Here is a 25,379-nt window from a genome sequence, read left to right on the forward strand (position 1 = left end):
GCATCAAATGACTATACAGGTGGGGGCGAGCAAGTCCCAGTCATTCAAACAGGAAATCACCAGCGAGAGCCGAGGCGTGCGTGATCAATGCCGCGCGAAGACCTTCTGGCCCGAACTGCCGAACGACACCACCGCATAGGGTTGGCGGGCGGCGCCTGCCACTTCCATGCCCTCCGAGCCGATCGGCATCCCCGCCACCGCAATGCCTCTGACGCCTACGGGACGGGTTGCCAGCAGGCGCTTGATATCGGCGACCGGGACATGGCCCTCGATCAGATAGCCATCAACCATCGCGCTGTGGCAGGATGCCAGCGTGCCCGGCATGCCGGCCCTCCGCTGAAGCGCCCCGCGCGACGCATCGTCGCGCATGACGACCGTGCGGCCCAGCTTCGCGCGAAGCGCCTGGGCCCACTTCTCACAGCATCCACAACCCGGGTCCCGGTGGACGACGACATCATTCGCCGCAAGCGCTGCGCCGGGCAGGGCGAGGAACAGCAAGGCGGCAGAAAGACGGGTCTTCATGAACGGCTCCCGGAAGCATGCGATAGGGTTCCTAATGATCTATACGCATTGATGCCCCCTACCCCTCATCACGCTGAAGATTTCACGATGGCGCGCGGCCTCCAGGCGAGCGGCAAGGACACAAGCAGCGCCAGCGACAGACCACCAATCCCCCACAAGACTAAGTGCTGCGCCCCGGGAGCGACGACGGCGATCGCCAGCGGCGCGAGCGCCTGCCCGATGCTGGCGGCGGAATGCTGGAGACCGAGCTTCAGACCCGAAGGGGCTGCCGCACCGCTGATCCAGAAGCTGGTGACCAATCGAAGGGTTGCCGAGCTCCAGCCGGCAGCAACGATGATCCCACTGAGTTCGGCCATGCTCGCGGCGACAGGGAACAGGAAGAGCGCCGCAGCCAGCAGGCCGAGCGTCAGCCCCGCAAGCCGCCTCGGCATGGTCACCAGCCAATCGAGCCTCGCATGGAAGATCTGTGCTGCCAGCATGCCCAATCCGCAGAGACTGAGCATCCAGGCGATCTCTTCGCGGCTCAGCGAAATGACGCTCCGCGTCACCAGAAGATTGACATGCATCGCCGCCAGCCCGCCGCCCGCGACGATCGTGACGAAAAGCAGGATCAGCGTCGCGCCGAGCGTCGGCGCGGGCAGGTCTCCGCCATCGATGCAAGGTGCACACCAGCGCGGCAGACGCACGGCGCAAAGCGCCGCCCCGACGGCACCGATGCCGAAAGCGAGGATCATGAGGGGAGCGCGGGGCAGGATCGCGGCCGAGACCTCCGCCACCAGCGGACCGGCGAGATCGCCCAGAAACAAGAAGGCGGTCAGCCAGGTGAAGCGCCGCGCCTGGTCCGCGCGCTCGTTTGCGGCAAAGCTCGCGCAGAGCAAGCCCAACGGTATGATGGCGGCCGACGCCATCCCCGCCACCAGGCGCAATGCATAAAGCTCAGGCAGCCCGACGAGGCCGATCGGCGCGGTCACCAGGGCGAGGATGACCAGCGCTGCGCGCAACATCGCCCGATAGTCGACCCGGTCCGCGATCCAGCCCCAGAGCGGCGCCGCCAGCAAGGCTGCCAGGGGATGGACCGCGGTCAGGCTCGCGACATGAAAATCATGAGCGCTTGACGATAGCGCGCCACGAGCCGGGTCGACCAGTGCCGGAAGGAAGGCGAGAATGGCCGTCTGTCCCGCCGACGCCGCAGCCGCCGCGAGCAACAAGACGAAAAAGGAGGCCGGCCAGCGACCGTTGGCTTGCGATCCAGCCTTGTCACGCGGCGCGTTCGCGGTCGACCCCTCGAGTGGCCATCCGCGGATCACCACCAGGCGCGCAAGCCGATCACCAGCCTGTGTTCGGAAGGCCCTTCCCCGCGCAGGCGACGGAAATCGGCCGTGCCGTCAAATGCGCGCTCCCAGACGAAGCCGATATAGGGCGCGAACTTGCGCGACACCTCGTAGCGCAACCGTCCGCTCAGCTCGACATTGCTGAAGCCGCTGCCGAGCTGCCGATCGCTCGACCGCTTCGAATAGATATTGGTCTCCACCTGCGGCGTAAGGATCAACCGATTGGTGAACAAGACCTCATAGGACGCCTTGGCGCGCGCCGCGAGACGCCCATCGGTTCCTACATAGCCGGTGAGCTGGACGTCGAACCAATAGGGCGCCAGTCCCTCGACGCCGGCGGCCAGCCAGGTGGTCGCACCCTTGCCGAGATCCTGCCTGACCCCGAGCAGCGTGCCCCAGAACGGGTTCTTGCTGTGCCACCACAGCGCCTCGACGCTGCTCTCCGGATCGAGACGTTGGTCGCGGGAGTTCTTGAGCCCCTGGCTGCGCAGCCAGAGCTTGTCATTGTCCTGACCCTTGGTGACGAGCACGGTCCAGCCCACGCCCTGACCCTCGTTGCCGCTGGTGAACTCAAGCTCATCGACAAGTATCTTGGGGATTGAGAGCTTGTCGGCCATCTCATAGCCCGGCAGCGTCGAGTTGCGGTAGCCGTCGGCATAATCGTCCGAGTTGCGCGCGTCCGGCGGGGCCTGGCCGCCCTGCATCGAGCCCATGTCCATCGTGGCGCCGTTACCGGACGCCTTCGTGTCGGTCATATCCATGCCCGGCATGTCCATGCCCGCATGGTCCTGAGAGCCTTGCGCGGAAGGGGTGTGCTGAGCGGGAGTGGCCGTTTGGGCAGGGGTGGCGGCGGGCGACGGGGGCGAGGCATCCTGCGCGAGGGCGGGAGCCGTGATCGCCGGCGCCAGGAAGAGGGCAGCGCCAAGAGCGATGCCGCGCGAGGGGAAAATCCGGATCATGCGACCACCACCTCCCGGAACATGCCGGCCGCCATGTGATAGAGCAGATGGCAGTGGAAGGCCCATCGGCCCATGGCGTCGGCGGTGACGCGGAAGCTCACCCGCTGGGCGGGCTGGACCACGACCGTATGCTTGCGGACCTGGAAGGCGCCGTCCGGGCCTTCGACATCGCTCCACATGCCGTGCAGATGCATCGGATGCGCCATCATCGTGTCGTTGACGAAGGTGACGCGCAGCCGCTCGTTTGGCTTGAAATGAAGCGGCCTGGAATCGTTGAGCTTGATGCCGTCGAGCGACCAGATGAACCGTTCCATATTGCCCGTCAGATGCAGCTCGATGTCGCGCTCGGGCTCGCGCGGGTCGGGATCGCCGCCCGGCGTGCGCAGATCGGCCAGCGTCAGCACGCGCCAGCCGCGCCCGCGCAGCCCGGCGCCGGGATCGTCGAGATTGGTGCGCGGATAGTCGACGCGCATGTCGGTATTGGCGCCATATTCGGTGCGGGCGTGCCGTGCCCTGGCCGGCATCTCGGTCATGCCGTGCCCGGCATGCGCGTCGCCTCCCATTGCGCCCATCGTCGCCATCGCGCCCATCATGTCGACCGGCTCGAGCCAGGTCCGGGCATCGAGCGGCGGCACGGCTGCCGCCATGCCCGGGGCCGGTGCGATCGTGCCACGCGCATAGCCGCTCCGATCGATCGCCTGCGCGAAGATGGTGCGGGCGCCGCCCTCGGGCATGGTGAACTCGACGTCGTAGGTCTCGCCCGGGCCGATCCGGAATTCCTCGACCGTGACCGGCTCGACCGGCTGCCCGTCGGTCGATACGACCGTCAGCTCGACCCCGGGGATCCGCACGTCGAAGAACGTCGCCGTCCCCGCGCCGACGAAGCGCAGGCGCACGCGCTCGCCGGGCGCGGCGATACCGGTCCAGTTGCCGGCGGGCGGCGCGCCGTTCATCAGATAGGTGTAGGTCGCGGCAGAGACATCGCTGTAGTCGGTCGGGTTCATCCGCGAGCTGTTCCACATCCGCCGCCGCTCGAGCGCCTTGCCCAAGCCCATGGTGCCGACATCCTTGAGGAAATCGCCGGCGGTCGGCTGCGCAAAATTATAGTAGCTGCTCTGCTTCTTGAGATTGAGGAAGATCTGCAGCGGCGGCTCGTCCGACCAGTCGCTGAGCACGATGCAATAGTCGCGATCGGGCGCCCGCGCCGTCGGCACCTGTTTTGGCTCCACGATGATCGCTCCATAGAGTCCCGTCTGCTCGGCGAGCGTGTGAGCGTGATACCAGTAGGTTCCGCTCTGGCGGACCTCGAAGCGATAGGTGAAGGTCTCGCCCGGCGCGATGCCGGCAAAGCTGATGCCGGGCACGCCGTCCATCTCCGCCGGCACGATGATGCCGTGCCAATGGATGCTCGACATCTCCTTGAGGCCGTTGCGTACGCGCAGCGTGACCGTGTCGCCTTCGCGCAGGCGCAGGACCGGCGCGGGCACGCTGCCGTTCACGGCGGTCGCGATACGGCGTTTGCCGGTGAAGTTGACCGGCAGCTCGGCGATCTCGAGGTCGAACTCGGTCCCGCTCAGCTCAGCGGGCAAGGTTGGTGCGGATCGCGCGAGAAGCGCCGGGGCGAAACCGGCGACCGCGCCGCCGATCGCCAGCCCCTGGACGAAACGGCGCCGCGCGATCGGCCGGATATGTAAGGGAGACATGAACTGTACTTTCGCGAAGTCGGCTTCAGGCGAGGTCGAGGACGATCCGGCCCTCGATGTCGCCATGATGCATGCGGGAGAAGACGTCGTTGATGTTCTCCAGCTTGTCTGCATGGACCGTGGCCTTGACCTTGCCCTCGCCGGCGAACGCCAGTGCCTCGAGCAGATCGAGCCGCGTGCCGACGATCGAGCCGCGCACGGTAATGCCGTTCAGCACGGTGTCGAAGATCGACAACGGGAAGTCGCCCGGCGGCAGGCCGTTGAGCGCGACCGTGCCGCCGCGCCGGACCATGCCGAGCGCCTGCTGGAACGCCTTGGGCGAAACGGCGGTCACCAGCGCCCCGTGCGCGCCGCCAATGGCTTTCTTGAGCGCTGCCGAAGGGTCCTCGTTGCGCGCGTTGACCGTCAGTGTGGCGCCAAGGCGTGTAGCGAGGTCGAGCTTGCTATCGTCGATGTCGACCGCGGCCACATTGAGACCCATGGCTCGGGCATATTGCACCGCCATGTGGCCGAGCCCGCCAATGCCGGAGACGACCACCCACTCGCCGGGTCGGGCCTCGGTGGCCTTCAATCCCTTGTAGACGGTGACGCCCGCGCAGAGGATCGGCGCAATGTCGAGGAAGTCGACATTGTCGGGAAGGTGACCAACATAGTTGGGATCGGCGAGGACATATTCGGCAAAGCTGCCATTGACCGAATAGCCGGTGTTCTGCTGTTCGTGGCAAAGCGTCTCCCAGCCACCCAGGCAATGCACGCAGTGCCCGCAGGCGGTGTAGAGCCAGGGCACACCGACCCGGTCGCCTTCCTTCACATGGGTGACGCCGGCACCAACGGCGGCGACATGCCCGACGCCCTCATGGCCAGGAATGAAGGGCGGGTTGGGCTTGACCGGCCAGTCCCCTTCTGCCGCGTGCAGGTCGGTATGGCACACGCCGGTTGCCGCAATCTTGACCAGGACCTGCCCGGGGCCGACCGTCGGGATCGGCGCGTCCTCGATGACCAGGGGCTTGCCAAATTCGCGGACGACCGCCGCCTTCATGGTTTTCGCCATGTCCGTTTCTCCTTTTAAGCGGGGGGTCAGAATAGGCCGAGCGCGTGCTCGTCATAGGAGACGAGCAGATTCTTGGTCTGCTGATAATGATCGAGCATCATCCGGTGGTTTTCACGCCCGAAGCCCGATGCCTTGTATCCGCCGAAGGCGGCATGGGCGGGGTACTGATGATAGCAGTTGGTCCAGACCCGCCCGGCCTCGATCGCGCGGCCGAGCCGGTAGGCGGTGTTGCCGCTCCGGGTCCAGACGCCCGCGCCAAGACCGTAGGCGGTGTCATTGGCAAGTGCGATCGCCTCCTCGACCGTCTTGAACGTGGTGACCGACAGGACGGGACCGAAGATCTCCTCCTGGAAGATGCGCATGTGGTTCTGACCCACGAACACGGTCGGCTGCACGAAATAGCCCTGGTCGAGCGCACCGCCCGGCAGCGCCCTGGCGCCACCGACCAGACACTGCGCGCCCTCGGCCTTGCCGATATCGATATAGCCCAGGATCTTGTGGAGCTGGTCCTCCGACGCCTGCGCGCCGACCTGGACCGACGGGTCGAGCGGATCGCCCTGGCGGATCGCGGCGACGCGCGCCACGGCGCGCTCGATGAAGCGGTCGAAGATCGACTCATGGATCAGGGCGCGCGACGGGCAGGTACAGACCTCGCCCTTGTTGAAGGCGAACAAAGTAAAGCCTTCGAGCGCCTTGTCGAAGAAGGCATCGTCCTCGTCGAGCACGTCCGCCATGAAGATGTTGGGCGACTTGCCGCCAAGCTCCATCGTCTGGGGGATCAGATGGTCCGCCGCGGCGTGCATGATCTGCTTGCCGGTGACGGTCTCGCCGGTGAACGAGACCTTGGCGATGCGCGGATTGGCGGCGATCGCCTGGCCAACGGTCCGTCCCGGGCCGGTAACGACATTGAGCACGCCGGGCGGCAGGATGTCGGCGGTGAGCTCGGCGAACATCAGCAAGGTGAGCGGCGTCTGGGATGCGGGTTTGATGACGGTGCAGTTGCCCGCCGCCAGCGCCGGGGCGATCTTCCACGCCGCCATCAGCAGCGGGAAGTTCCACGGGATGATCTGGCCGACGACGCCGAGCGGCTCGCGGAAATGATAGGCGATGGTGTCCGCATCGATCGTCGAGATGCCGCCTTCCTCCGCCCGGATGCAGCCGGCGAAGTAGCGGAAATGGTCGATCGCGAGCGGCACGTCGGCAGCGCGCGTCTCGCGGATCGGCTTGCCATTGTCGATCGTCTCGGCAAGTGCCAGCAACTCCAGATTGTCTTCGAGCCGGTCGGCGACGCGATTGAGAATCCTGGCGCGTTCGGCGGGCGCGATCCTTGCCCATTGATCCTTGGCGGCGTGCGCCGCATCGAGCGCGCGCTCGACATCTTCCGGCGTCGACAGCGCGAACTCTGCGATCTGGGCGCCATTGATCGGGCTCGTGTCGGCGAAATACTCGCCGCCCGCAGGAGCGCTCCAGCGGCCTCCGATGAAATTATCATAGCGGTGTCGGAAGGAGGCCGCCGCGTTAATGGTCCCGATCGCCTTCTCGAACATAACCTGACTCCATCTCTATCGATGGCCTGACGGAGTAATCTCTTTGCCCGGGTGGCCTATAAGTAAGTTCCGCAGAAGGTAGTCTGGTATCGGGGTCGCGGGCTTGAGGGTCAGACACGCCAACAGAGCCGATGACTATTCATCGACTCCTGAACGTATTCGCGCACGCCTGATCGGAATTATGCCGAGACAGGCGTTACTCGGCCGAGTCTTCTTTTGGCGAGGGCGGCGCTTGGCATTCCAATTCTGGCGTTACGCCCGGACGCGCTTTAGGCTCACCCAATCGCCTTTCTGAAGCGTCCCGTCCCTCACGCGGAAATGAGCATAATGGTCGTCGAAAATCTGGTCGACTTCGACATGACCGACAAGACGGCGGTGGCGCGGCGTTGCGTGATAGACTTCGAGTATCTGCCCGATGTGCGCGCCATCGGCCTTACCCAGGCAGGCCACTGTGCCGCCCGCATCCATACGGACGATCTTGCCGCGCATGAACAAGCTATGGCCGATACCCTGTGCGAGGAGCGGCGTGCTGCCAAAGAGCAGAAAGCCAACAGCAGCACCGACGCCAAGATGTTTTCGCATCGCTGTTTCCTCTGTCAAGTCAGACGCTCGGACCCGGTTTTGAAAGCTGGGAGCACGGGGCGACGCTGGGCATCGTCAAAGAACTGGCCCGCCGCGGGGGAACGGCGGGCCCTCAGCCCCTGGGGTCTGTTCTCGGGGCTGGAAACCTCACATGTCGCTCATCGGCTTGTCGGCCATGGGCTTGGCGGTCTTCTTCTTCGCCGCCGGCTTGGCCTTCTTCATCGGCATCTTGCAGCAGCCACTCTTCGCCTTACCGGCCATGCCCGAGCCGTTCGATGCAGGCGAGCCGCCGGACATGCCGGCCATCCCCGACATGCCCTGTTGATCCTGCTGGGCCGGTTGCCCCTGCTGCTTCTGCGCGCCGGCCTGATGATCCTTCATCATCTGATCGTGCATCTGCTGCCCGCCATGATCCATGCCCTGCTGGTGGGCATGGGCCGGCGCAGCCTGCGCGGGCGCGGGCGTCGACTGGGCGAGAGCGGTGCCGGCGGCGAAGGTTAGCGTCGCGAAGAGGCTGACGGGCGCCGCGAGAAATGTCGTCTGTCGCATTGAGGGTCTCCGAGTGTTCTTCCTGTTGCCCGATCGACGTTCCGATCCCGGCAATTCCGAAGCTTCAATGCTGCTAGCGAGACGCTGTCTGTATACGTAAGTTACGAATCGATATCCGATCGGCCGTGTGCCTGCTGGAGCAGGCGCGTAAAATGATGATCCGGGATCGATCAAAAATGTGACCCGGCCTGGTTTTCTCGTCCTGAGACCGGCCAGAAAAGCGATTGGCCCGCCGTGGGAACGGCGGACCAAGGCTTCGGTTGAAAGCGGCCATGATCTTGTCCGTCAACCTTGTCGTCTGATGGAATGATGGCAGGGTCAGCAACCACCGTCCGACCTGTGTGACATGCCGGAGGCGCCGTCCTGGTCCTGCGAATCCCGCATCGCCATTCGATGGCCCTGCATCATCTGGCCGTGCATCTGCTCCTTACCGTGAGCCATGCCCTGCATGTGGGCAGGATCGGGCTGGGCAGGCGCCGGCCTGGCCTTGAGGGTCTCCTCAAGATCGGGCATGCCCGGCGGCATCCCGTCCGCCAGCACCGGTCCGGCACTGACGGCGAGGAAGCCGAGAGCTGCGAGCGAAGCGATCATTGCCGTCTTCTTGCGCAAGTATCCATTCCTTCAAGTCTGGGTTTCCCGTTCGATCGAGCATATGCCCGGTCGATTGTCGCCCCTTCCGGAGCTTGCCCGTGAAATGGTGTCACCTTCCGCCTTGCTGTATACGTAATGTGCGAAGTCCGTCTCTGAGATGGCCATAAATTATCGCACTGGCATCGTTGTTGTGCCGATGTGTAACTATGGTTCGGACTCGAGAGCAGGACAGGTCGGCAACAGTGACTAATCCATGGCGGCCAGCAGACGCTCGAGAGGAATAGTGGCAAAAGTGGTGAAGCTGTCAGCAATGGCATAAGGCAGTACCAGCACCCGATTATGTACCATCGCGCCGCAGCTGTAGGCTACGTTTGGCACATAACCTTCGCGCTCATCCATGTCCGACCGCAAAAGCGGTAGCTTCGTCCGCGCCAGCAGCTTCGAGGGATCGTCACGGTCCAGCAGGCACGCCCCGATGCAATAGTTCCGAACGGCGCCGACTCCATGAGTTACGACCAGCCAGCCTTCGTCGATCTCGATCGGCGATCCGCAATTACCGATCTGGACAAACTCCCAAGGCCAGCGAGGTTCGATGGCTTTCGCTCCGCCACTCCAGTCGTGAATGTCCGCGGACGTCAGGAACCAGATATTTTCGTTATCCTCGCGCCCAAGCATGGCAAAGTGCCCGGCAATGCGTCGGGGGAAAAGCGCCATGCCCTTGCTACCGGTGGCATCCCCACGCAGCGGTCTGAGTTCGAATGTCCGGAAGTCCGGCGTGGACAACAACTCCTGCCGGACGGACTGGCCGCTAAATGCCGTATATGTACCGAAATAGGTGGCTCGGCCATCGTCGTCCAGGAAGCGGACCAAGCGAAGGTCTTCGATGCCACCACGCTGGCTGGGGGTTGTCGGAAAGATCACGATCTCCGAGAGATCGTGGCTGCCATCGCACTTGATCCGAATGCCCGCGTCCGGCCCGTCCTCGCCGGAGATGTTTTCAGTCTCCAGCACGAGCGGCATGGGGCTCGGAGGATTGATTGCTATGGTTCCGTCCGCGGCGCAAAACCCGGTGCGAAAGGTGACGGAGGAGATATGCCCCTCGCCCACGCCTCGCAGGGAAAGAATGAATCGGAGAGAGTTTTCAGGTACAGCAGACTGATCAGGATGCAGGACGATGCTCGGATTGAAAAGCGCTGCTGCCTCATAGGAATATTCGTTGCAAAAATGGGCACCGATCAAGAGCGCCTGTTCATGGGTGACCTCGCAATCACAGACGATGATGCCATAAACTCGTGGAACCGCCGCAAAAACAGGGACGGAACCTCACGATGCCTTCCCGAGAAATCATCAAGAATGCGTTGCAACTCATCGTGGAGCGATGCTGGGTCGAGCGCCAGGACGCGGTCGGCGATGCGCTGCGCACGTGGCTGATCCGGTACCGCATATTTATAGGTTTCCGTCGACGGCATATAGGGTCTGATCACTACCCTTGCTGGATTGGGGCGGAGCAATTCGGGTAGCCGGTTGACAAATTCGGCGGTTGACACTGACTTCTCCAATACAGATCGACCGTGGAGCGTTCACGCAATCGTAAAGATGGTGCTCGGCATTACCCGACTATCGGGTGGCGGCACGGAAGGCTCCGGCGATGGCGGGTGCGATGATTTCCGCCGTTGCCGGATACTCGGACTTTGTGCCACGTGCCATGATCGCTGTCCTGGCGTAGTTGTCGGACACACAAGCTGTGACCGGGGGCTCTGGCCTGAACGTGACTATGTGGGGCACGTGCGAAGCGCGCCGCTCAGCTCGACATGTCCGCCATCGTTCGGCAGCTCGCCGCGCATTTCTTGCAGGTGGCCGAGCAACGCGCGATCCGCTGGTGCGCGCTATGGCGTCCGCATTCCTCGGCGCAGCGCTCGCAAGCGTCGGCGCAGGCGCGGCAGACGATGCGGTGCAGGGCAGATTCCCGCAGCATCGAGTTGGCGGTCGCCTGGCACAGTTCCGCACAGTCGTTCAGCATGGCGATCAGCGACGCCGTAGCTGACGCGCCGCCTTGCTTCGTCAGCCAAGCGGCGGTTTCCAGGCACATGCGGTGCGAAGCCACGCAATCGTCGATGCAGTCCGTCATCGACATCGCCATCCCTTCCATTCGATGCTGCTGCGCCGCCGCCGGCACAGCCAGCGTTCCGGCGGCGGCAAGGCCGGCGCCGGCCATCAGCAATTCGCGTCTCTCGATCATCATGCACCTCCCATCTGCTATCCCTTGAGCGCTGGGCCGCATCCGGCGGCCTCAGCCGTCGCAGGCGACCCATCCGACGCCGCACGCGCCTTCTCCCGCGCCATCCGGGTTTCCTCCCAGGGCCAGTGGCCGTTGATCTCGACCCCGAGCGAGATGCTCAGGAAGGTCCGCACCAGCACCAGCCCGGCCAGAACGATGAGATCGTCGAGCGTTGGGTTGATCACCAGCGACTTGACGATGTCGCCGGCGACCAGAAATTCCAGGCCGAGCAGGATGCTGCGGCCGAGCGCCGAGCGGAACGCGCTATAGGCCTCGGTTCGGTCGCCCGCCCTCGCCCGCCGCGCAAACAGAAAGGTTGCGAGCCCCGCGCCGACCAGGATGGTCAGCGTGCCCGCCAGTTCCAGGCCGATCACCGCGAGCCGGAAGAAGGCGCTCAGCCAGTCGGCCTCAATGGTGATCATACCAGCCTCGCTTGCGGATATTGTTGAAGCTGTCGGTGGCGTGACAGGCATAGCATTGGTCGACGCGCGCCTTCGATCCGGCTGCGCGCTGCGAGACCATGCTGAAATGCTCCATGAAGTGACTCGGCGGCGCCTTGTGGCACTCGGCGCACTGCGTCGAATTGACCGATGGATGGCGGTAATTGGCGATCTTCCAGCTGTCGGTCTTGTGGCAGCTCGCGCAGTCGGTGCCGAACAGGCCCTGGTGCGGATCGCGGAACGCATGGCAGCTCGCGCAATTGAGCGCGGTCTCGGGGGTCAGGCTTCGAGTGTTTGTCGACATGCCCGCCAAAGGCTGCCGCCACTTCGCCATGTCGAGCAACGCGGCGTGATCCATGCGGATGATGCCGCGCTCTCCCTCATGTTCGACGTGGCAGGAGGTGCACTGCGTCGCTTTCGCGTGGAACTGCGTCGACTGCTTCGTCCCGAAATCGGTGCCCGCATGGCAGGTGAGACAGGTCCGGGTTTCGACGCCCTTGCCCGGCGTGTGGCAGGCCGTGCATTGGCCGGCAAAGGACTGGTGCGCGCTCGAGAGCGGGCCGGGCGAGACGAGCTGCGCCACCAGGCCGGCATCCCTCGGCGCGTCCGATCGCATCCGGATCGCGACCGCGGCGACCATCACCAGCAGGGCTGCGATGAAGACGGCGTAGGAAAGACGCTGCCAGCTCATAGCCAGCGCAGCCCGTAATAGATCGCCGCGCCGACGTGGAGCGCGAGCAGCGCGAAGATGAGACAGCCCAGCAGGATGTGCAGGAACCGCCACCGCGCGAACAGGGTGTTGGTTGCCTCTTCGGCACGGATCGCGAATTCGGTATCGGCCAGCGCTGCGGCGATCCCCGCCTTGTCCTGGGGGCGCTGGCCCGCGGACGCATCCCCGGCGACGAACAGATAGCGCTTCCAGCCCGACAGCGGCGGGGCTGCGGTATCGGCCTGCGTCGGCGCCGCCGGCTCCTCGAGGAAGGCGGCGCGAAGCGAGGCCAGTTCTGACCTGCGTCCGCGCAGCGCCCGACCAAGCTGGGCAAGCAGGTAGCGGCCGATGAAGCCGGTGATGACCGTCATCAGCAGGAGGACGGTCAGAAGCAGGCCGACCGGGCTTTCGAGCTTGTGCGCGGCGTGGACCAGACCCAGGATCGGCGCCAGCACGCCGGCATAGATGTGGATGGCGAGCAGGGTTGGCTTGCTGACGACCCGGGAGAGCGCCTTGTCGACCCAGGCGATGTGCTTGGCCGCGACATAAGGAAGCGTCAGCAGCATCAGCACGAGCGCTGCGATCCCGATGATCCCGCCGGCCAGGCTACCCGGAAAGCGGGGCGACACATGCACGAGATAGCCGAACGGGAACAGCAGCAGGAACGCGACCAGCAGGCCCACGGCAATGTCGCTGCGTTCGCGCATCAGGCTTCGACCACGAGCGGCGTGCCCGTCCCCTTCGCCTGGCACGCGAGCACATAGCCTTGCGCCTTGTCGGCGGGCGCAAGGCCGGATTCGACCTCCATCGTCACTTCGCCCCGCAGCAGCTTGACCACGCAGGCGCCGCATGTGCCCGCACGGCATGCATAGGGGATCTCGACGCCCGCGCCCTCGGCCGCCTCCAGCACGGTCTCGTCCGCGGGCAAGGCCGCCGACACCCCCGACACGGAGAAGGTCACCGTGCTCGGCGCCACCTCGGCGCTCGGGGCCGGCTTATCCGCTGGCGGGGGCGCGGGCTTGACCTCGAGATCCTCGTGGTCGGCCGGCAGCGAGGCCGGACCGAACGCCTCGGTGTGCAGCTGCGCTTCGGGGACGCCGAGTTCCGCCAGCACGCCGCGCATCGCGCCCATCATCGCCGGCGGGCCGCACATATGGATGCGCCGGCTCGCGATCTCCGGCACCGCGGCCAGGATCATCTCGCGCGTGATCGGCCCTTCGGGGCCCATCCAGACGGTGCCGGGCGCGCGCTGCATCGCGGCGACGACATGGAGGTTGGGAAAACGGCGTTCGAGCCGCTCGAGCTCGTCGCGGAACACGAATTCCTCGGTCGACCGTGCGCCGTAGAAGAAGAAGATATCACCCTTCCACGCGGTGTCGGTGAGATAGCGCAGCACCGACATCATCGGGGTGATGCCGACCCCGCCCGCGATCAGCACGATGCTCTGGGCATCCGTTCCCGTGAAGGTGAAGGCGCCGAACGGTCCGCTGACCTTCAGCAGATCGTCGGCGACGACCTTGTCGTGCAGGTATCGCGAGACCACGCCCTGCTCCTCGCGCTTGACCGTCAGTTCGACATAGGCCCGCTGGGTCGGCGAAGAGGCGATCGTGTAGGAACGGCGCGCGGTCTTGCCCGCTTCGGGCTCTACCTCGACCTGCAGGAACTGGCCCGGCAGGAAGTCGAACGGCAGCCGGTCGGCGGTCGGGTCCGCGAGCCGGAAGGTCAGCACGCTCGGCGTCTCTCGCACGATCTGGACCACGCGCAGCTGCCCCGCCCAGCTTTTGGGCTTGCGCAGCGACGCCCCAGCGGGTGCGGCCGCATTGCTCGGCGCGAGCCCGGCGCTGTCGGCAACGGGTGCAGGCGCGGGCGCAACCCTGGTAGCGGGAGGGGCAGCCTTCGGCTCCGGCTTTGCTGGAACCTTGGCGGTGGCGACACCGCCGGCGATCGCCCCGATCCGCCGCAGGCGGAAGATCTGCAGCGCGATAAGCGTGGCGCTCACCAGCCCCAGGAACAGCATGAGAAGGAGGTGCGAGGGCGAGATGCCGAACCAGTGATCGGCATGGCCGGGCGCGGCCTGGTCGATGTCGAGCTGATCGCGCAGCCAGGCAAGCCCGACCTCCCGGGGCGGCTGCAAGCCCCCGATCGCGCCCTGCGCGGCGGTGCCGGAGCGGAACAGGTCGGTTCCCTCGCGCAGGCGCCGCGCCGCATCGAGCCGGGCCGAGACCGTGGTCGCACGCGCGCCGTCGGCCGAGGCGGCGTTGATCATCGCCAGACCCGTGCTTACCCGTTCGCCGGCCTGCGCAGCGACCCGCTGCCTTGCCGCTTCGTCAAGCGCGGGAAAGGCGAGCAGCTGCGAGATGAAGCCGGTCCGGCGCGATTCGTGGCCGTGCTCATTCTCCCCTTCCCCATTGATCATGCGATCCATCATGGGGTTCATCATCTTCGCCATGTCCGACGACCCCGGCTCTGCCGGTGCGGACATGCCCCCGCCGGCCGGCATGCCTGCGCCATGATGCGCGGCATGATCCTCGCCCTCCTGCGCGCCCGCGCTCGCGGACAGGCTGAGAGCGATTGCGCAGCCGAGGCTCAAGCGTCGAAGGCTGATCCGCCTGGACATCCTCATCCCCTTAGTGTGCGAGCCTACATATCCTTCATCGGCATCGCCGCATTGCCCGGCGCGGGATCGGGTGCCGGCGCGGTCTGGTTGCCGGCCCCGGCGCGCATCGCGTCATGGTCCATCGCCTGACGGTGATGCCGCTCCATCTCGGCCTGGTTGCTCATCGCGTCCATCGGCGCCGCGTCTGCAGCGTTGCCGCTGTCGGTCAGGACCGGGGTGGCGGCGACGCTGTTCGCCGCGGGCGGCACCGTCTGGTCGGCCTGGCGGTCGCAGCCCGAAAGCGCGAGCGCCAGCAACAGGCTTCCGCCGACAAGTGGAAGGGCTTTCTTCGCATGGTCGATCATGGCTTTGCTCCTTGGCTTGAAAACTGTGTCCGGGCGCCATCCCTGGCGTCCGGACCGGCTCATTGCGCGCTGCGCAGAATCCGGAGACACCGGTCGTGCGAGAGGTTCATCGGGTTGCGCCCCTGCCCCTTCATCTCGCCATGATCATGCGGCGTCTGGAGACCCATATTGCCCTCCATCGCCCGGCAACTCTCGACCTGCGCCGAGGTCGGCCGCGTGGTCACACAGGCGCCTAGAAGCAGCGCCGGCGTGAGGACGGCGATCAAACGCATTTTCTTCATGACAAAACCCCTTTCGCTCGTGGTGATCGTTCGTCCTGCGCTGCCTGATGTTTCTTGTTATGCTGCTGGTCTTTCCGCCGCGCCGTCAGGAAGGCGAGGATCGGGCAATCGGAGACCGGCACTTCGCCCGGGCATTCGTCGGCGAGCATCCGCAGCATGTCGCGGATATCCGACAGGCGCTCGAGCCGGGCTTCGGCGTCCGCGATCTTGGCAAGCGTGATATCGAGCACGGCCTGGGCATGCGCGGTGTCCGACGCCCTGAGCGCCAGCAGCTGCCGGGCCTGTTCGAGTGTGAAACCAAGCTCCTGCGCCGAGCGGATGAAATTGACGCGCTCGAGGTCGGTCGCGTCGTAGAGCCTGTAGCCCGCTGCCGTGCGCGCGGGCTCGCGCAGCAGGCCCATCCGCTCATAATAGCGGATCGTATCCCGCCCCACGCCTGCGGCCGCGGCCAGTTCGCCGATCTTGAAATTGCCCATGTCATCCGCTCGATCATGCCGGTTGGACCATGGTCCAGGGTCAAGCGGTTTCGCTTTGACCCCGAACGGTCTCCTCGTCGCCGGCGGCCCGCTGCCCCGACGCGTCGCAGGGCAGCCCGTGCCGCCGGGCCACCGGCTTGTCAGTTCTTGCGAAGCTCGACGATGTCGTGCCTGGCAGGCGTGCCGTCGGCGACGGACACGTGCGCGAAGTGATCGTCAAAGATATGGTCGATCGTCACATGGCCGACGAGCTGGCGGTGATAGGTCGGCGCCACGCCCTTGGACGGACCCGGATGGGTCACGACGCGATAGACCTCGAGCTTCTGGCCGACCTCGGCGCCATCGGCCTTGCCGATGCAGACGACCGTGCCGTTGCTGCCCGTGTCGACGATCGAGCCGCGCATGAACAGGCTGTGCCCGATGCCCTGGGCCATAGCGGGGACGGCAGCAAGCATCGAAATGCCGGCAAGCGCGACCATGAGAGTTTTTCTGACCATATTCACCTCCTTGGATGGTAAGCCACCGCCCGGACTTTGCCGAGGGGAAGAGCGTCTCTTCAGGCTTGGGACTACGGTCCCGGGTCCAGCCTCGATATACGTAGAGGCCGCAGCCGATCTTCTTCCCCGGGCCGGATCTTTATTGACGCGGAGTTGACGGAATCAGCCGTCAGCACTTCAAAATCCGCGCGGCGCGAGACTTTGGTTGGCTGCGCCCGCGAAACCCGCTAGATATCGAGGCCCGTGAAACGCCTGCTCGCCCTCCTGCTCGTCATCGGAGCGCTGTCCGGTCTCTTCGGAGCCCAGATGGCGGCCGCGCACAGCGTGCCGCAGGCGGCAGGCGCGCCGCTGGCCAAGGGCATGGATGCGGACTGCATGGCGATGATGGCCAAGCAGCAGCCTGCGCCCAGCGAAAAGCCCTGCAAGGGCCTGACGCTCGATTGCATCGCCGCGATGGGGTGCGTGATCCCGCTGGTCGCAGCGGACCTGGCAGGCGGCGTTGCGCCTGCGCGTCTCTACGACGCGCCCAGCTTCTGGACGACCGACACGATATTGACCGGCAAGGCGGTTGCGCCCGAGCCGGATCCTCCCACCAGCCTTGCCTGATTGAACGAGCTCGGGCTGCGCGCATCGATCGATGCGTGCGCGCCCGGTTTCCTTCTTTTCAGTCAAAGGTTTTCGTGATGATCAAACTGCTTCCGGCCGCCCTTGTGGCGGCCCTCAGTCTCGCCGCGCCTGCGCTTGCAACCGACGCGAGCCGCACGCCGCAAGGCCATTGGGAATGGCGGTCGGCGCCGCAATATGGTCCGCGGGCGACTGGCCCTGCGCGTGTCCGCATATGGGTGCCCGACAGCCGGGACATGGCCAGCTGCGATTGCGCGATGATGCAGGCAAGCGCCGCCGACTGCATGCGCGGCGCAGTCAGGTCGGACAAGGGCTAAACCCGCTCCGGAGCGGCGCGTCACATCTTGGCGCGCCGCCTCTGTCATGAGGGGATGATATCCATGATCATGATGCCGAGGCGCGCTGTGCGACGCCTGTTGCTCTCTATCGGTGCGACGCTTGCGAGCGCCTGGGCCGTGCCGGTGTCGGCCGGCCCGCTCACCTACGAGCAGGCAGTGAGGCTCGCTGCCGCCAACGCGCCAAGCCTCAAGGCGCGCGCGGCGGCGACAGCCGGCGCCCGCTCTTCGGCGGTCGCGGCCGATCGCCTGCCCGATCCGACGCTCGACCTGGGCCTGCAGAACTTCCCGGTGAGCGGCCCCAATGCCGGCAGCTTCACGCGCGACGATTTCACTATGGCGACGATCGGGTTCAGCCAGACCTTCCCCAATCTCGCCAAGCGCCATGCACGCGCCGCGCGCGCCGCGGCCGATATCGGTATCGCCGAGGCGGGCGAGCTGGTCGAAGGCCGCAACGTGCGGCTCGAGACCGCCCTCGCCTGGGTCGATCTCTATTATGGAGAACGCCGGCTCCGGCAGCTCGACCCGCTCGATGCCAGCCTCGACGACCTGCAGAAGACCGTGACCGCACGCCTGGCGTCGGGCAGCGCGCGCCCGAGCCAGGCGCTCGAGCCCGACCAGCTCCGCGCCGCCATCGCCGATCGCCGCGCCGAGATGGCTGCGGTGGTGGCGCAGGCGCGGGCCCGGCTCGCGCGCTATACCGGCGACCCCGACCCGCAGGCGACGGGCGACCCGCCGATGCTCGATGTCGATCCGATCCGGCTGCGGGCCGAAATCGATGCGCTTCCCGCCCTGCGCGCGCAGGACGCGCGGATCGCAGTCGCCGAAGCGGACGTGCGTCTCGCGCGCGCCGACAAGCGCCCCGACTGGAAGGTCGGCGTCACCTATGGCCGGCGCGATCCCATGTACGGCGACATGGCCTCGGTCGGCGTGTCGATCGACCTGCCGCTGTTCGCCGGCAAGCGCCAGAACCCCAGGATCGCTGCAAGCGAGAGCCTTGCGCAAGGGGGTCGGTTCGACCGCGAGGCGATCCGCCGCGAGCTGGTGGCGCAGCTCGACGCCGATCTCGCAGACCATGCCATGCATCTCTCCCGGTTGCGCAATGCCCGCGAGACGCTGGTGCCACTCGCCAGGCACCGCGCCGAGCTCGACCGCGACAGCTATGGCGCCGGCAAGCTCGACCTTGGCGCCGCGCTGCTCACGACGCTCGGGCTCGCGGAGGCCGAGGTCGAGGCGCTCAACCGCGAAGCCGACGTCGCGCGCGACGCGGTCCGCATCACTATCACCTATGGGGAGGAGCGGCCATGACGCTCGATAAATCCGCGCTGCGCTGGGGCGCATCGATCCTGGCTGTCGCGCTGCTGGCCGGCGGCACAGGCTATTGGGCTGGCCATCGCCAGGCACCGCAATCGGAGGCGACCACGCCCGCCGGGGCAGGCAAAGTCCTTTACTGGTACGATCCGATGTTCCCCAACCAGAAGTTCGACAAGCCCGGCAAGTCGCCCTTCATGGATATGCAGCTCGTGCCGCGATACGCGGACGGAGGAAGCGCCGGCGCGGCCCCCACGGTCGCCGTCGATCCCGCCGCGCGGCAGAGCCTGGGATTGCGGGTCGTCGCGGCGAAGATGGGCAGCCTTGCCTCGGCCCTCGAGGTCACCGGCACGATCGACTTCAACCAGCGCGACGTCGCCGTCATCCAGGCGCGTTCGGGCGGGTTCGTGAGCCGCGTCTATGCGCGAGCGCCCGGGGACGTGGTCCGCGCCGGCGCGCCGATCGCGGACCTGCTCCTGCCCGAATGGGGCGGCGCGCAGACCGAATATCTGAGCGTCAGGCGGCTCGGCAAGCCCGACCTCACCGCGGCCGCGCGCCAGCGACTGCGGCTGATGGGCATGTCCGACGGCCTCATCGCCAGCGTCGAGCGGAGCGGACGCCCGAACGGCGTGGTGACGATCACGACGCCGATCTCGGGCACGATCCAGACGCTCGACGCCCGTGCCGGCGTGACGCTCGCCATGGGCCAGACGCTCGCCCAGGTAAGCGGGCTCGGCACCGTCTGGCTCAATGCCGCGGTGCCCGAAGCGCGCGCGGGCGATGTCCGGGTCGGCCAGAATGCCAGCACCACGCTGGCGGGCTTCCCCGGCGAGCGCTTCGCCGGCCGGGTGATCGCGATCCTGCCGACCACGCAGGCCGACAGCCGCACGCTCACCGTGCGGATCGAGCTGCCCAACCGGGACGGCCGGTTGCGGCCGGGCATGTTCGCCAGCGTCGCGCTTGGCGGCGATGCCAAGCCGGCGCTGCTGGTGCCGAGCGAAGCGGTGATCCGCACGGGCAGGCGCACGCTCGTCATGCTGGCCGCAGGCGACGGGCGCTATCATCCCGCCGAGGTCCGCATCGGCCGCGAGGCAGGCGGCGAGACCGAGATCCTTGCCGGCCTGTCGCCCGGCGAGAACGTCGTCGTCTCGGGGCAGTTCCTGATCGATTCCGAGGCGAGCCTGTCGGGAATCGAGGCGCGGCCGATCGGCGGCGGTGCGGCATCGGCGACCATCGCCGCGCCGGCGTCGAAAGCCACGCTGTACGAGACGACGGGCAAGATCGAGCGGATCACGGCCAATTCGGTGACGCTCAGCCACGAGCCCGTTCCCGCGCTCGACTGGCCGGCGATGACGATGACCTTCGCGCTCGCCAATCCGGGCATCGCGCGCGGCTTCAAGGCGGGTGACCGGGTCCGGTTCGGGTTCGACCGGCCCCCGGCGGGACCGACGCTGCGGCATATGGCGAAGGTGGCGGGCCAGTGATCGCCCATCTCATCCGCTGGTCGGTGAGGAACCGCTTCTTCGTCGTGCTCGGCATGCTCGCGCTGGTCGGCGCGGGCCTGTGGGCGGTGCGCTCGACCCCGATCGACGCGCTGCCCGATCTTTCCGACGTGCAGGTCGTGATCCGCACTTCCTATCCGGGTCAGGCGCCGCAGATCGTCGAGAACCAGATCACCTATCCGCTCACCACCACCATGCTGTCGGTGCCCGGCGCCAAGACGGTGCGCGGCTATAGCTTCTTCGGCGACAGCTTCGTCTATGTGATCTTCGAGGACGGCACCGATCTCTACTGGGCGCGCAGCCGCGTGCTCGAATATCTCAACCAGGTCCAGGGTCGGTTGCCGGCCAGCGCCCGCAGCGCGCTCGGGCCGGACGCGACCGGGGTCGGCTGGGTCTATGAATATGCGCTGGTCGACCGCACCGGCCGGCACGATCTCTCGCAGCTTCGCGGGTTGCAGGACTGGTTCCTGCGCTACGAGCTGAAGACCGTGACCGGCGTGGCCGAAGTCGCCAGCATCGGCGGCATGGTCAAGCAGTACCAGGTGCTGCTCGATCCGGTGAAGCTCGCGGCCTACGGCGTAACCCACGCCCAGGCAGTGCAGGCGATCAGCCAAGCCAATCAGGAAGCCGGCGGCTCGGTGCTGGAAATGGCCGAGGCCGAATATATGGTCCGCGCCTCGGGCTATCTGAAAACGCTCGACGATTTCCGGGCAATCCCGCTCAAGACTGCGGCGGGCGGCGTGCCCGTCCGGCTCGGCGATGTCGCCACGATCCAGGTCGGCCCCGAGATGCGGCGCGGCATCGCCGAACTGAACGGCGAAGGCGAGGTCGCCGGCGGCGTCGTTATTCTTCGGTCAGGCAAGAACGCCCGTGAGACCATCGCGGCGGTCAAGGACAAGCTCGCCGATCTCAGGAAAAGCCTGCCGCCGGGCGTCGAGGTGGTCACGGTCTATGACCGCTCGCAGCTGATCGATCGCGCGGTCGAGAACCTCACCCGCAAGCTGGTCGAGGAGTTCATCGTCGTCGCATTGGTCTGCGCCCTGTTCCTCTGGCACGTCCGCTCGGCGCTGGTCGCGATCCTGACCTTGCCGCTCGGTGTGCTGGCCGCGTTCGTCGTAATGCGGTTCCAGGGGGTGAACGCCAACATCATGTCGCTGGGCGGCATCGCCATCGCCATCGGCGCGATGGTGGATGCGGCGGTCGTCATGATCGAGAACGCCCACAAGAGGATCGAACGCTGGGAGCAGGATCACCCGGACAGACATCTCGATGGCGAGATGCGCTGGATCGTCGTCACCGAGGCGGCGGCCGAGGTCGGGCCGGCGCTGTTCTTCAGCCTGCTGATCATCACGCTGTCGTTCATTCCGGTCTTCACCCTGGAGGCGCAGGAAGGCCGGCTGTTCGCGCCGCTCGCCTTCACCAAGACCTATGCGATGGGCGCGGCCGCGATCCTGTCGGTGACCCTGGTGCCGATCCTGATGGGCTGGCTGATCCGGGGCCGCATTCCGGCCGAGCAGGCCAATCCGGTCAATCGCTGGCTCACCAATATCTACCGGCCCGCGATCGACTGGACGATGAAGCGGCCCAAGGCAGTGCTGCTGATCGCGGCTCTGGTGTTCGCCACCACGGCCTGGCCGCTCAGCCGGCTCGGCGGCGAGTTCATGCCCAATCTCGACGAGGGCGACCTGCTCTACATGCCCTCGGCGCTGCCGGGCCTCTCGGCCGCCAAGGCGAGTGAGCTGCTCCAGCAGACCGACCGCCTGATCAAGACCGTGCCCGAAGTCGAAAGCGTGTTCGGCAAGGCCGGCCGCGCCGAGACCGCGACCGATCCCGCGCCGCTCGAAATGTTCGAGACGACGATCCAATTCAAGCCCCGCGACCAGTGGCGGTCGGGCATGACGCCCGAACGCCTTGTCGACGAGCTCGATCGCCGGGTGAAGCTTCCGGGTCTCGCCAATATCTGGGTGCCGCCGATCCGCAACCGCATCGACATGCTCGCGACGGGCATCAAGAGCCCGATCGGGGTCAAGGTGTCGGGCAGTGACCTCGCCGAGCTCGACCGCATCGCGCATGATGTCGAGACCGTGGCCAGGAGCGTGCCCGGCGTCAGCTCGGCGCTCGCCGAGCGGCTGACCGGCGGACGCTATGTCGATGTCGACATAGACCGCGCCGCCGCCGCGCGGTTCGGGCTCAACATCGCCGACGTCCAGGCCATCGTCTCCGGCGCGATCGGCGGCGAGACGATCGGCGAGACGGTCGAGGGCCTCGCCCGCTACCCGATCAGCGTGCGCTATCCGCGCGAATTGCGCGACAGCCTCGACGGGCTGCGGGGGCTACCGATCCTGACGCCCGCGGGCCAGCAGATCACCCTCGGCACGGTCGCCAATGTCACGATCGCCGAAGGGCCGCCGATGCTCAAGACCGAGAATGCCCGGCCCTCGACCTGGGTCTATGTCGATGTGCGCGGGCGCGATCTCGCCTCGGTGGTTGGCGATCTGCAACGCGCGGTGGCGAGACAGGTTCGGCTCTCGCCGGGGGTCAGCATCGCCTATTCGGGCCAGTTCGAATATCTCGAGCGCGCAGTCGACCGGTTGAAGCTGGTCGTGCCCGCGACGCTGCTGATCATCTTCGTGCTGCTCTACCTGATCTTCGGCCGCTTCGACGAGGCTGCGCTGATCATGGGCACGCTGCCGTTCGCGCTGACCGGCGGCATCTGGACGCTCTATCTGCTGGGGTTCAACCAGTCGGTTGCCACCGGGGTCGGGTTCATCGCGCTCGCCGGCATCTCCGCCGAGTTCGGGGTGGTGATGCTGATCTATCTCAAGAACGCGCTGGCGGAGCACACCGCAAATCCGGACGCCGCCGAAGTCGAGGCCGCCGTGCGCGAAGGCGCGCTGCTGCGCGTCCGTCCCAAGGCGATGACGGTGGCGGTGATCCTGGCCGGCCTGCTGCCGATCCTGCTGGGATCAGGCGCGGGTTCGGAGGTCATGAGCCGGATTGCCGCGCCGATGATCGGCGGCATGCTGACCGCGCCCTTGCTCTCAATGTTCGTCCTGCCCGCCGCCTATCTGCTGTTGCGCCGGCCCAAGACCGATCCCATCCCTCAACCCGTTTCATCATGAAGGAGAAGACGATGAACCATGCACGACTGACCATTGCCCTCGGCCTCGCCGCCCTGACTGCCGCGTGCGGCAAGAAGGCGGAGGCCCCCGTTGCGACTGAGACCAACGAGGCGGCGCCCGCCGCGACCATGAGCGGCGACATGGGCAACATGTCGATGGCGCCTGACGCGAACGCCGCGATCAAGGCCAAGGGCCATGGCACCGTCACCGCGATCGACAAGGCGGCAGGCACGATCACGCTCGATCATGGTCCGATCCCGGAGGCCAAGTGGCCCGCGATGACGATGGCGTTCAAGGCCGCGCCGTCGATCACCGATGCGGTCAAGGTCGGCGACAAGGTCGATTTCGACCTCTCGCTCAAGGGCAGCGATGGCGAGGTCACCGCGATCGCAAAGCAGTGATCCGCTAAGTTCGACCGGAAAAAGCTGGTTGCGTCGCCGCTCCCGGGCGGCGACGCCCGTGCCGGCCGTCTGCCTGGCTGTGCGCCCGGTCGACGGTTGCGACCGGCAACGCCCAATGCCAGCGGCGTTTCCCTGCGCGATCACCGACAATTTGAGCACGCTTCGCGGATCGCACATTGAACGTGCAAGCCGCCCTTGCTCGCGATAGCCTGAACGGCAAGGAGCCCAGTTTAGATGACCCAGCCAGTATGACCTTGTTACCCGCGACACATCATGATCTCGTGAGCGAGCTTGTCCGTCGTTGGCGAGACGATCCCGGCGCCACCTATCGCTCCTGGTTTCTGTGGGACGAACGGCTGAAAAACTTCCGCTCCATCCGTCGCGGGCTGCAGCAGGTGGTCGCAGAAATCGAAAGTGGGCGGTTCGGCGTCGCCTATCGCGGCTCGTCACTGGAAACGGTTGTCCACTCGATCGCCGAACAGCGGCAGATCTTCAAGGGCGCCGACCATGCCTGGCTGTGGAAGCCCAAGCTGCGCATTCCAGACATCTACGAAAGCCCGGACAACCAGCGGGCGTTCGGTCGCCTGCTCGACAATTGCTCGTGCTGCGATACCGCCGAGGAGATCATCAGCCACATCCGCAGCATAGACGCGCTCAAGATCAAGGGGCTGGGGCCGGCGGCGGCCAACCTGCTCTATTTCCTTCACCCGACGCTGGTGCCGCCCTTCAATACCGCGATCGTCAAGGGCTACAATGCCGTCACCGGCGCCAAGGTGAAGCTCGGGTCATGGGATCATTTTCTCGCCATGCGCGCCGGCATCCTCGACCTCAACGACCGTTACCGCGAGTTGCTCTCCAACGATCTCGGCGCGATCGGCGGACTGTTGTTCGACATTGGCTCGGGCCGCTATCCCGCGCCACCGCTGGAGGATGACGCAACGGCGGCCGACGACTGGCTCGGCAGATTGGAACATGCCAGAGCGGAGGCAAGCCGGCTCGACAAGACAGCCGCCGCGCAGGGCGAAACCGATCGCACGCACGCCGAAATCCAGGCCTGGCTGCGCGACCTCGGCCATGCCCTCGGTTACGATGTGTGGATCGCCGCCAATGACCGCGGTCGACTTCACGCTGGCTGCCCGCTTGGACAGGGATGCCTCGAGCGCCTTCCAGACGCCATTGCGACCTCTCCCGGAGCGGACTCGATCCGCCTCATCGACGTGTTGTGGCTGGCGAAGGGTGGCGACGGCGTCGCCGCCGCGTTCGAGGTTGAACATTCGACCTCGATCTACTCGGGGATCGTGCGCATGCTCGATCTGGCGCTGTCGGGGAGCGATCTGCACGCTGCCGCCGGGCTATTCCTGGTCGCACCGAATGCGCGCGAGCAGGACGTTCGCGCGCAACTCCGTCGCCCGGCTTTCAGCCGTATTGCCGATCTCGACTTCGCCTATCTGCCCTATGGCGAGCTGGAGAGAAACAGGGACGCGATCGCTCGTTTTGGAACGGGATTGAAGGCCATCAAGGCGATCTCAAGCCCCCTTCCCTGAAAGGGGGCGTTTGCGGGAGGGGGCGGAATCCTACGCCAAGCTCGCCCAGATAGCCGGCGCGAG

General features: G+C 66.2%; 27 protein-coding genes. 7 read left to right on the top strand and 20 right to left on the bottom strand.

Annotated features, from left to right (window positions below; genetic code table 11):
• Positions 1-84 precede the first annotated feature (84 nt).
• The 20 genes from A8V01_RS08825 to A8V01_RS08915 all read right to left on the bottom strand — a co-directional run bounded on the left by A8V01_RS08825 (position 85) and on the right by A8V01_RS08915 (position 16,459).
• Positions 85-522 (bottom strand): DUF411 domain-containing protein, encoded by a 438-nt coding sequence (locus A8V01_RS08825; protein WP_004213035.1) that lies wholly within the window; start codon positions 520-522, stop codon positions 85-87.
• A gap of 68 nt (positions 523-590) precedes the next feature.
• Positions 591-1,832, bottom strand: coding sequence for an MFS transporter (locus A8V01_RS08830; RefSeq protein WP_015449261.1), 1,242 nt, complete (start codon positions 1,830-1,832; stop codon positions 591-593).
• Positions 1,826-2,812: a copper resistance protein B gene (locus tag A8V01_RS08835; protein ID WP_015449262.1), complete on the bottom strand. Its 987-nt coding sequence runs from the start codon at positions 2,810-2,812 to the stop codon at positions 1,826-1,828. Before A8V01_RS08835 ends, A8V01_RS08830 begins: the two co-directional genes overlap by 7 nt.
• On the bottom strand, positions 2,809-4,515 hold the full coding sequence (locus A8V01_RS08840) for a copper resistance system multicopper oxidase (protein WP_015449263.1): 1,707 nt from the start codon (positions 4,513-4,515) through the stop codon (positions 2,809-2,811). Before A8V01_RS08840 ends, A8V01_RS08835 begins: the two co-directional genes overlap by 4 nt.
• A 25-nt stretch (positions 4,516-4,540) precedes the next feature.
• Positions 4,541-5,566 carry an alcohol dehydrogenase AdhP gene (gene adhP / locus A8V01_RS08845; RefSeq protein WP_004212676.1) on the bottom strand — a complete coding sequence of 342 codons (1,026 nt, stop codon included), beginning with the start codon at positions 5,564-5,566 and terminating at the stop codon, positions 4,541-4,543.
• Positions 5,567-5,592: 26 nt separating this feature from the next.
• Positions 5,593-7,113, bottom strand: a complete 1,521-nt coding sequence (locus A8V01_RS08850; RefSeq protein WP_015449264.1) for an aldehyde dehydrogenase family protein — start codon at positions 7,111-7,113, stop codon at positions 5,593-5,595.
• A 252-nt stretch (positions 7,114-7,365) separates the two neighbouring features.
• Positions 7,366-7,695, bottom strand: coding sequence for a hypothetical protein (locus A8V01_RS08855; RefSeq protein WP_004212674.1), 330 nt, complete (start codon positions 7,693-7,695; stop codon positions 7,366-7,368).
• A 147-nt stretch (positions 7,696-7,842) separates the two neighbouring features.
• Positions 7,843-8,244: a hypothetical protein gene (locus A8V01_RS28925; RefSeq protein ID WP_015449265.1), complete on the bottom strand. Its 402-nt coding sequence runs from the start codon at positions 8,242-8,244 to the stop codon at positions 7,843-7,845.
• 318 nt (positions 8,245-8,562) lie between these two features.
• The gene (locus tag A8V01_RS08865; RefSeq protein WP_007406388.1) at positions 8,563-8,853 is read right to left on the bottom strand and encodes a hypothetical protein; all 291 of its coding nucleotides are present in this window, start codon (positions 8,851-8,853) and stop codon (positions 8,563-8,565) included.
• A 228-nt stretch (positions 8,854-9,081) separates the two neighbouring features.
• Positions 9,082-10,074 carry a glycoside hydrolase family 130 protein gene (locus tag A8V01_RS08870; RefSeq protein ID WP_483869997.1) on the bottom strand — a complete coding sequence of 331 codons (993 nt, stop codon included), beginning with the start codon at positions 10,072-10,074 and terminating at the stop codon, positions 9,082-9,084.
• Positions 10,071-10,382, bottom strand: coding sequence for a hypothetical protein (locus A8V01_RS29855; protein ID WP_483869998.1), 312 nt, complete (start codon positions 10,380-10,382; stop codon positions 10,071-10,073). The genes A8V01_RS08870 and A8V01_RS29855 overlap by 4 nt, the downstream gene beginning before the upstream one ends.
• A gap of 254 nt (positions 10,383-10,636) precedes the next feature.
• Positions 10,637-11,077 (bottom strand): four-helix bundle copper-binding protein, encoded by a 441-nt coding sequence (locus tag A8V01_RS08875; protein WP_103095543.1) that lies wholly within the window; start codon positions 11,075-11,077, stop codon positions 10,637-10,639.
• 14 nt (positions 11,078-11,091) lie between these two features.
• The gene (locus tag A8V01_RS08880; RefSeq protein ID WP_103095544.1) at positions 11,092-11,535 is read right to left on the bottom strand and encodes a DUF1622 domain-containing protein; all 444 of its coding nucleotides are present in this window, start codon (positions 11,533-11,535) and stop codon (positions 11,092-11,094) included.
• The gene (locus tag A8V01_RS08885; RefSeq protein WP_007406380.1) at positions 11,522-12,244 is read right to left on the bottom strand and encodes a hypothetical protein; all 723 of its coding nucleotides are present in this window, start codon (positions 12,242-12,244) and stop codon (positions 11,522-11,524) included. Before A8V01_RS08885 ends, A8V01_RS08880 begins: the two co-directional genes overlap by 14 nt.
• Positions 12,241-12,969 (bottom strand): hypothetical protein, encoded by a 729-nt coding sequence (locus A8V01_RS08890; RefSeq protein ID WP_007406424.1) that lies wholly within the window; start codon positions 12,967-12,969, stop codon positions 12,241-12,243. The genes A8V01_RS08885 and A8V01_RS08890 overlap by 4 nt, the downstream gene beginning before the upstream one ends.
• Complete coding sequence (locus A8V01_RS08895; RefSeq protein WP_103095545.1) at positions 12,969-14,879, bottom strand: 2Fe-2S iron-sulfur cluster-binding protein; 1,911 nt, start codon at positions 14,877-14,879, stop codon at positions 12,969-12,971. Before A8V01_RS08895 ends, A8V01_RS08890 begins: the two co-directional genes overlap by 1 nt.
• 23 nt (positions 14,880-14,902) lie before the next feature.
• Positions 14,903-15,223, bottom strand: coding sequence for a hypothetical protein (locus A8V01_RS08900; RefSeq protein WP_007406382.1), 321 nt, complete (start codon positions 15,221-15,223; stop codon positions 14,903-14,905).
• A gap of 59 nt (positions 15,224-15,282) precedes the next feature.
• Entirely contained in the window at positions 15,283-15,504 is a 222-nt protein-coding gene (locus tag A8V01_RS08905; RefSeq protein ID WP_007406426.1) for a hypothetical protein, read from the bottom strand.
• Positions 15,501-15,980 (bottom strand): heavy metal-responsive transcriptional regulator, encoded by a 480-nt coding sequence (locus tag A8V01_RS08910; RefSeq protein WP_007406417.1) that lies wholly within the window; start codon positions 15,978-15,980, stop codon positions 15,501-15,503. The genes A8V01_RS08905 and A8V01_RS08910 overlap by 4 nt, the downstream gene beginning before the upstream one ends.
• Positions 15,981-16,120: 140 nt before the next feature.
• Positions 16,121-16,459 (bottom strand): hypothetical protein, encoded by a 339-nt coding sequence (locus tag A8V01_RS08915; protein WP_007406371.1) that lies wholly within the window; start codon positions 16,457-16,459, stop codon positions 16,121-16,123.
• Positions 16,460-16,720: 261 nt separating this feature from the next.
• On the opposite strand from A8V01_RS08915, the gene A8V01_RS08920 reads away from it, so the two are divergent.
• The 7 genes from A8V01_RS08920 to A8V01_RS08950 all read left to right on the top strand — a co-directional run bounded on the left by A8V01_RS08920 (position 16,721) and on the right by A8V01_RS08950 (position 25,316).
• On the top strand, positions 16,721-17,083 hold the full coding sequence (locus tag A8V01_RS08920) for a hypothetical protein (RefSeq protein ID WP_007406428.1): 363 nt from the start codon (positions 16,721-16,723) through the stop codon (positions 17,081-17,083).
• Positions 17,084-17,160: 77 nt separating this feature from the next.
• On the top strand, positions 17,161-17,418 hold the full coding sequence (locus A8V01_RS08925) for a hypothetical protein (protein ID WP_007683334.1): 258 nt from the start codon (positions 17,161-17,163) through the stop codon (positions 17,416-17,418).
• Between the two features lie 63 nt (positions 17,419-17,481).
• A complete protein-coding gene (locus A8V01_RS08930) occupies positions 17,482-18,744 on the top strand; it encodes a TolC family protein (RefSeq protein ID WP_103095557.1) in 1,263 nt (420 codons plus the stop codon).
• Positions 18,741-20,231 (top strand): efflux RND transporter periplasmic adaptor subunit, encoded by a 1,491-nt coding sequence (locus tag A8V01_RS08935; RefSeq protein WP_007406384.1) that lies wholly within the window; start codon positions 18,741-18,743, stop codon positions 20,229-20,231. Before A8V01_RS08930 ends, A8V01_RS08935 begins: the two co-directional genes overlap by 4 nt.
• A complete protein-coding gene (locus tag A8V01_RS08940) occupies positions 20,228-23,371 on the top strand; it encodes an efflux RND transporter permease subunit (RefSeq protein WP_016746446.1) in 3,144 nt (1,047 codons plus the stop codon). Before A8V01_RS08935 ends, A8V01_RS08940 begins: the two co-directional genes overlap by 4 nt.
• Positions 23,368-23,772 carry a copper-binding protein gene (locus tag A8V01_RS08945; protein ID WP_007406376.1) on the top strand — a complete coding sequence of 135 codons (405 nt, stop codon included), beginning with the start codon at positions 23,368-23,370 and terminating at the stop codon, positions 23,770-23,772. The genes A8V01_RS08940 and A8V01_RS08945 overlap by 4 nt, the downstream gene beginning before the upstream one ends.
• A 281-nt stretch (positions 23,773-24,053) precedes the next feature.
• On the top strand, positions 24,054-25,316 hold the full coding sequence (locus A8V01_RS08950) for a hypothetical protein (RefSeq protein ID WP_007683327.1): 1,263 nt from the start codon (positions 24,054-24,056) through the stop codon (positions 25,314-25,316).
• The last annotated feature ends 63 nt before the right edge of the window (positions 25,317-25,379 follow it).

The sequence above is a fragment of the Novosphingobium guangzhouense genome (assembly GCF_002896965.1).
GTDB lineage: Bacteria > Pseudomonadota > Alphaproteobacteria > Sphingomonadales > Sphingomonadaceae > Novosphingobium > Novosphingobium guangzhouense.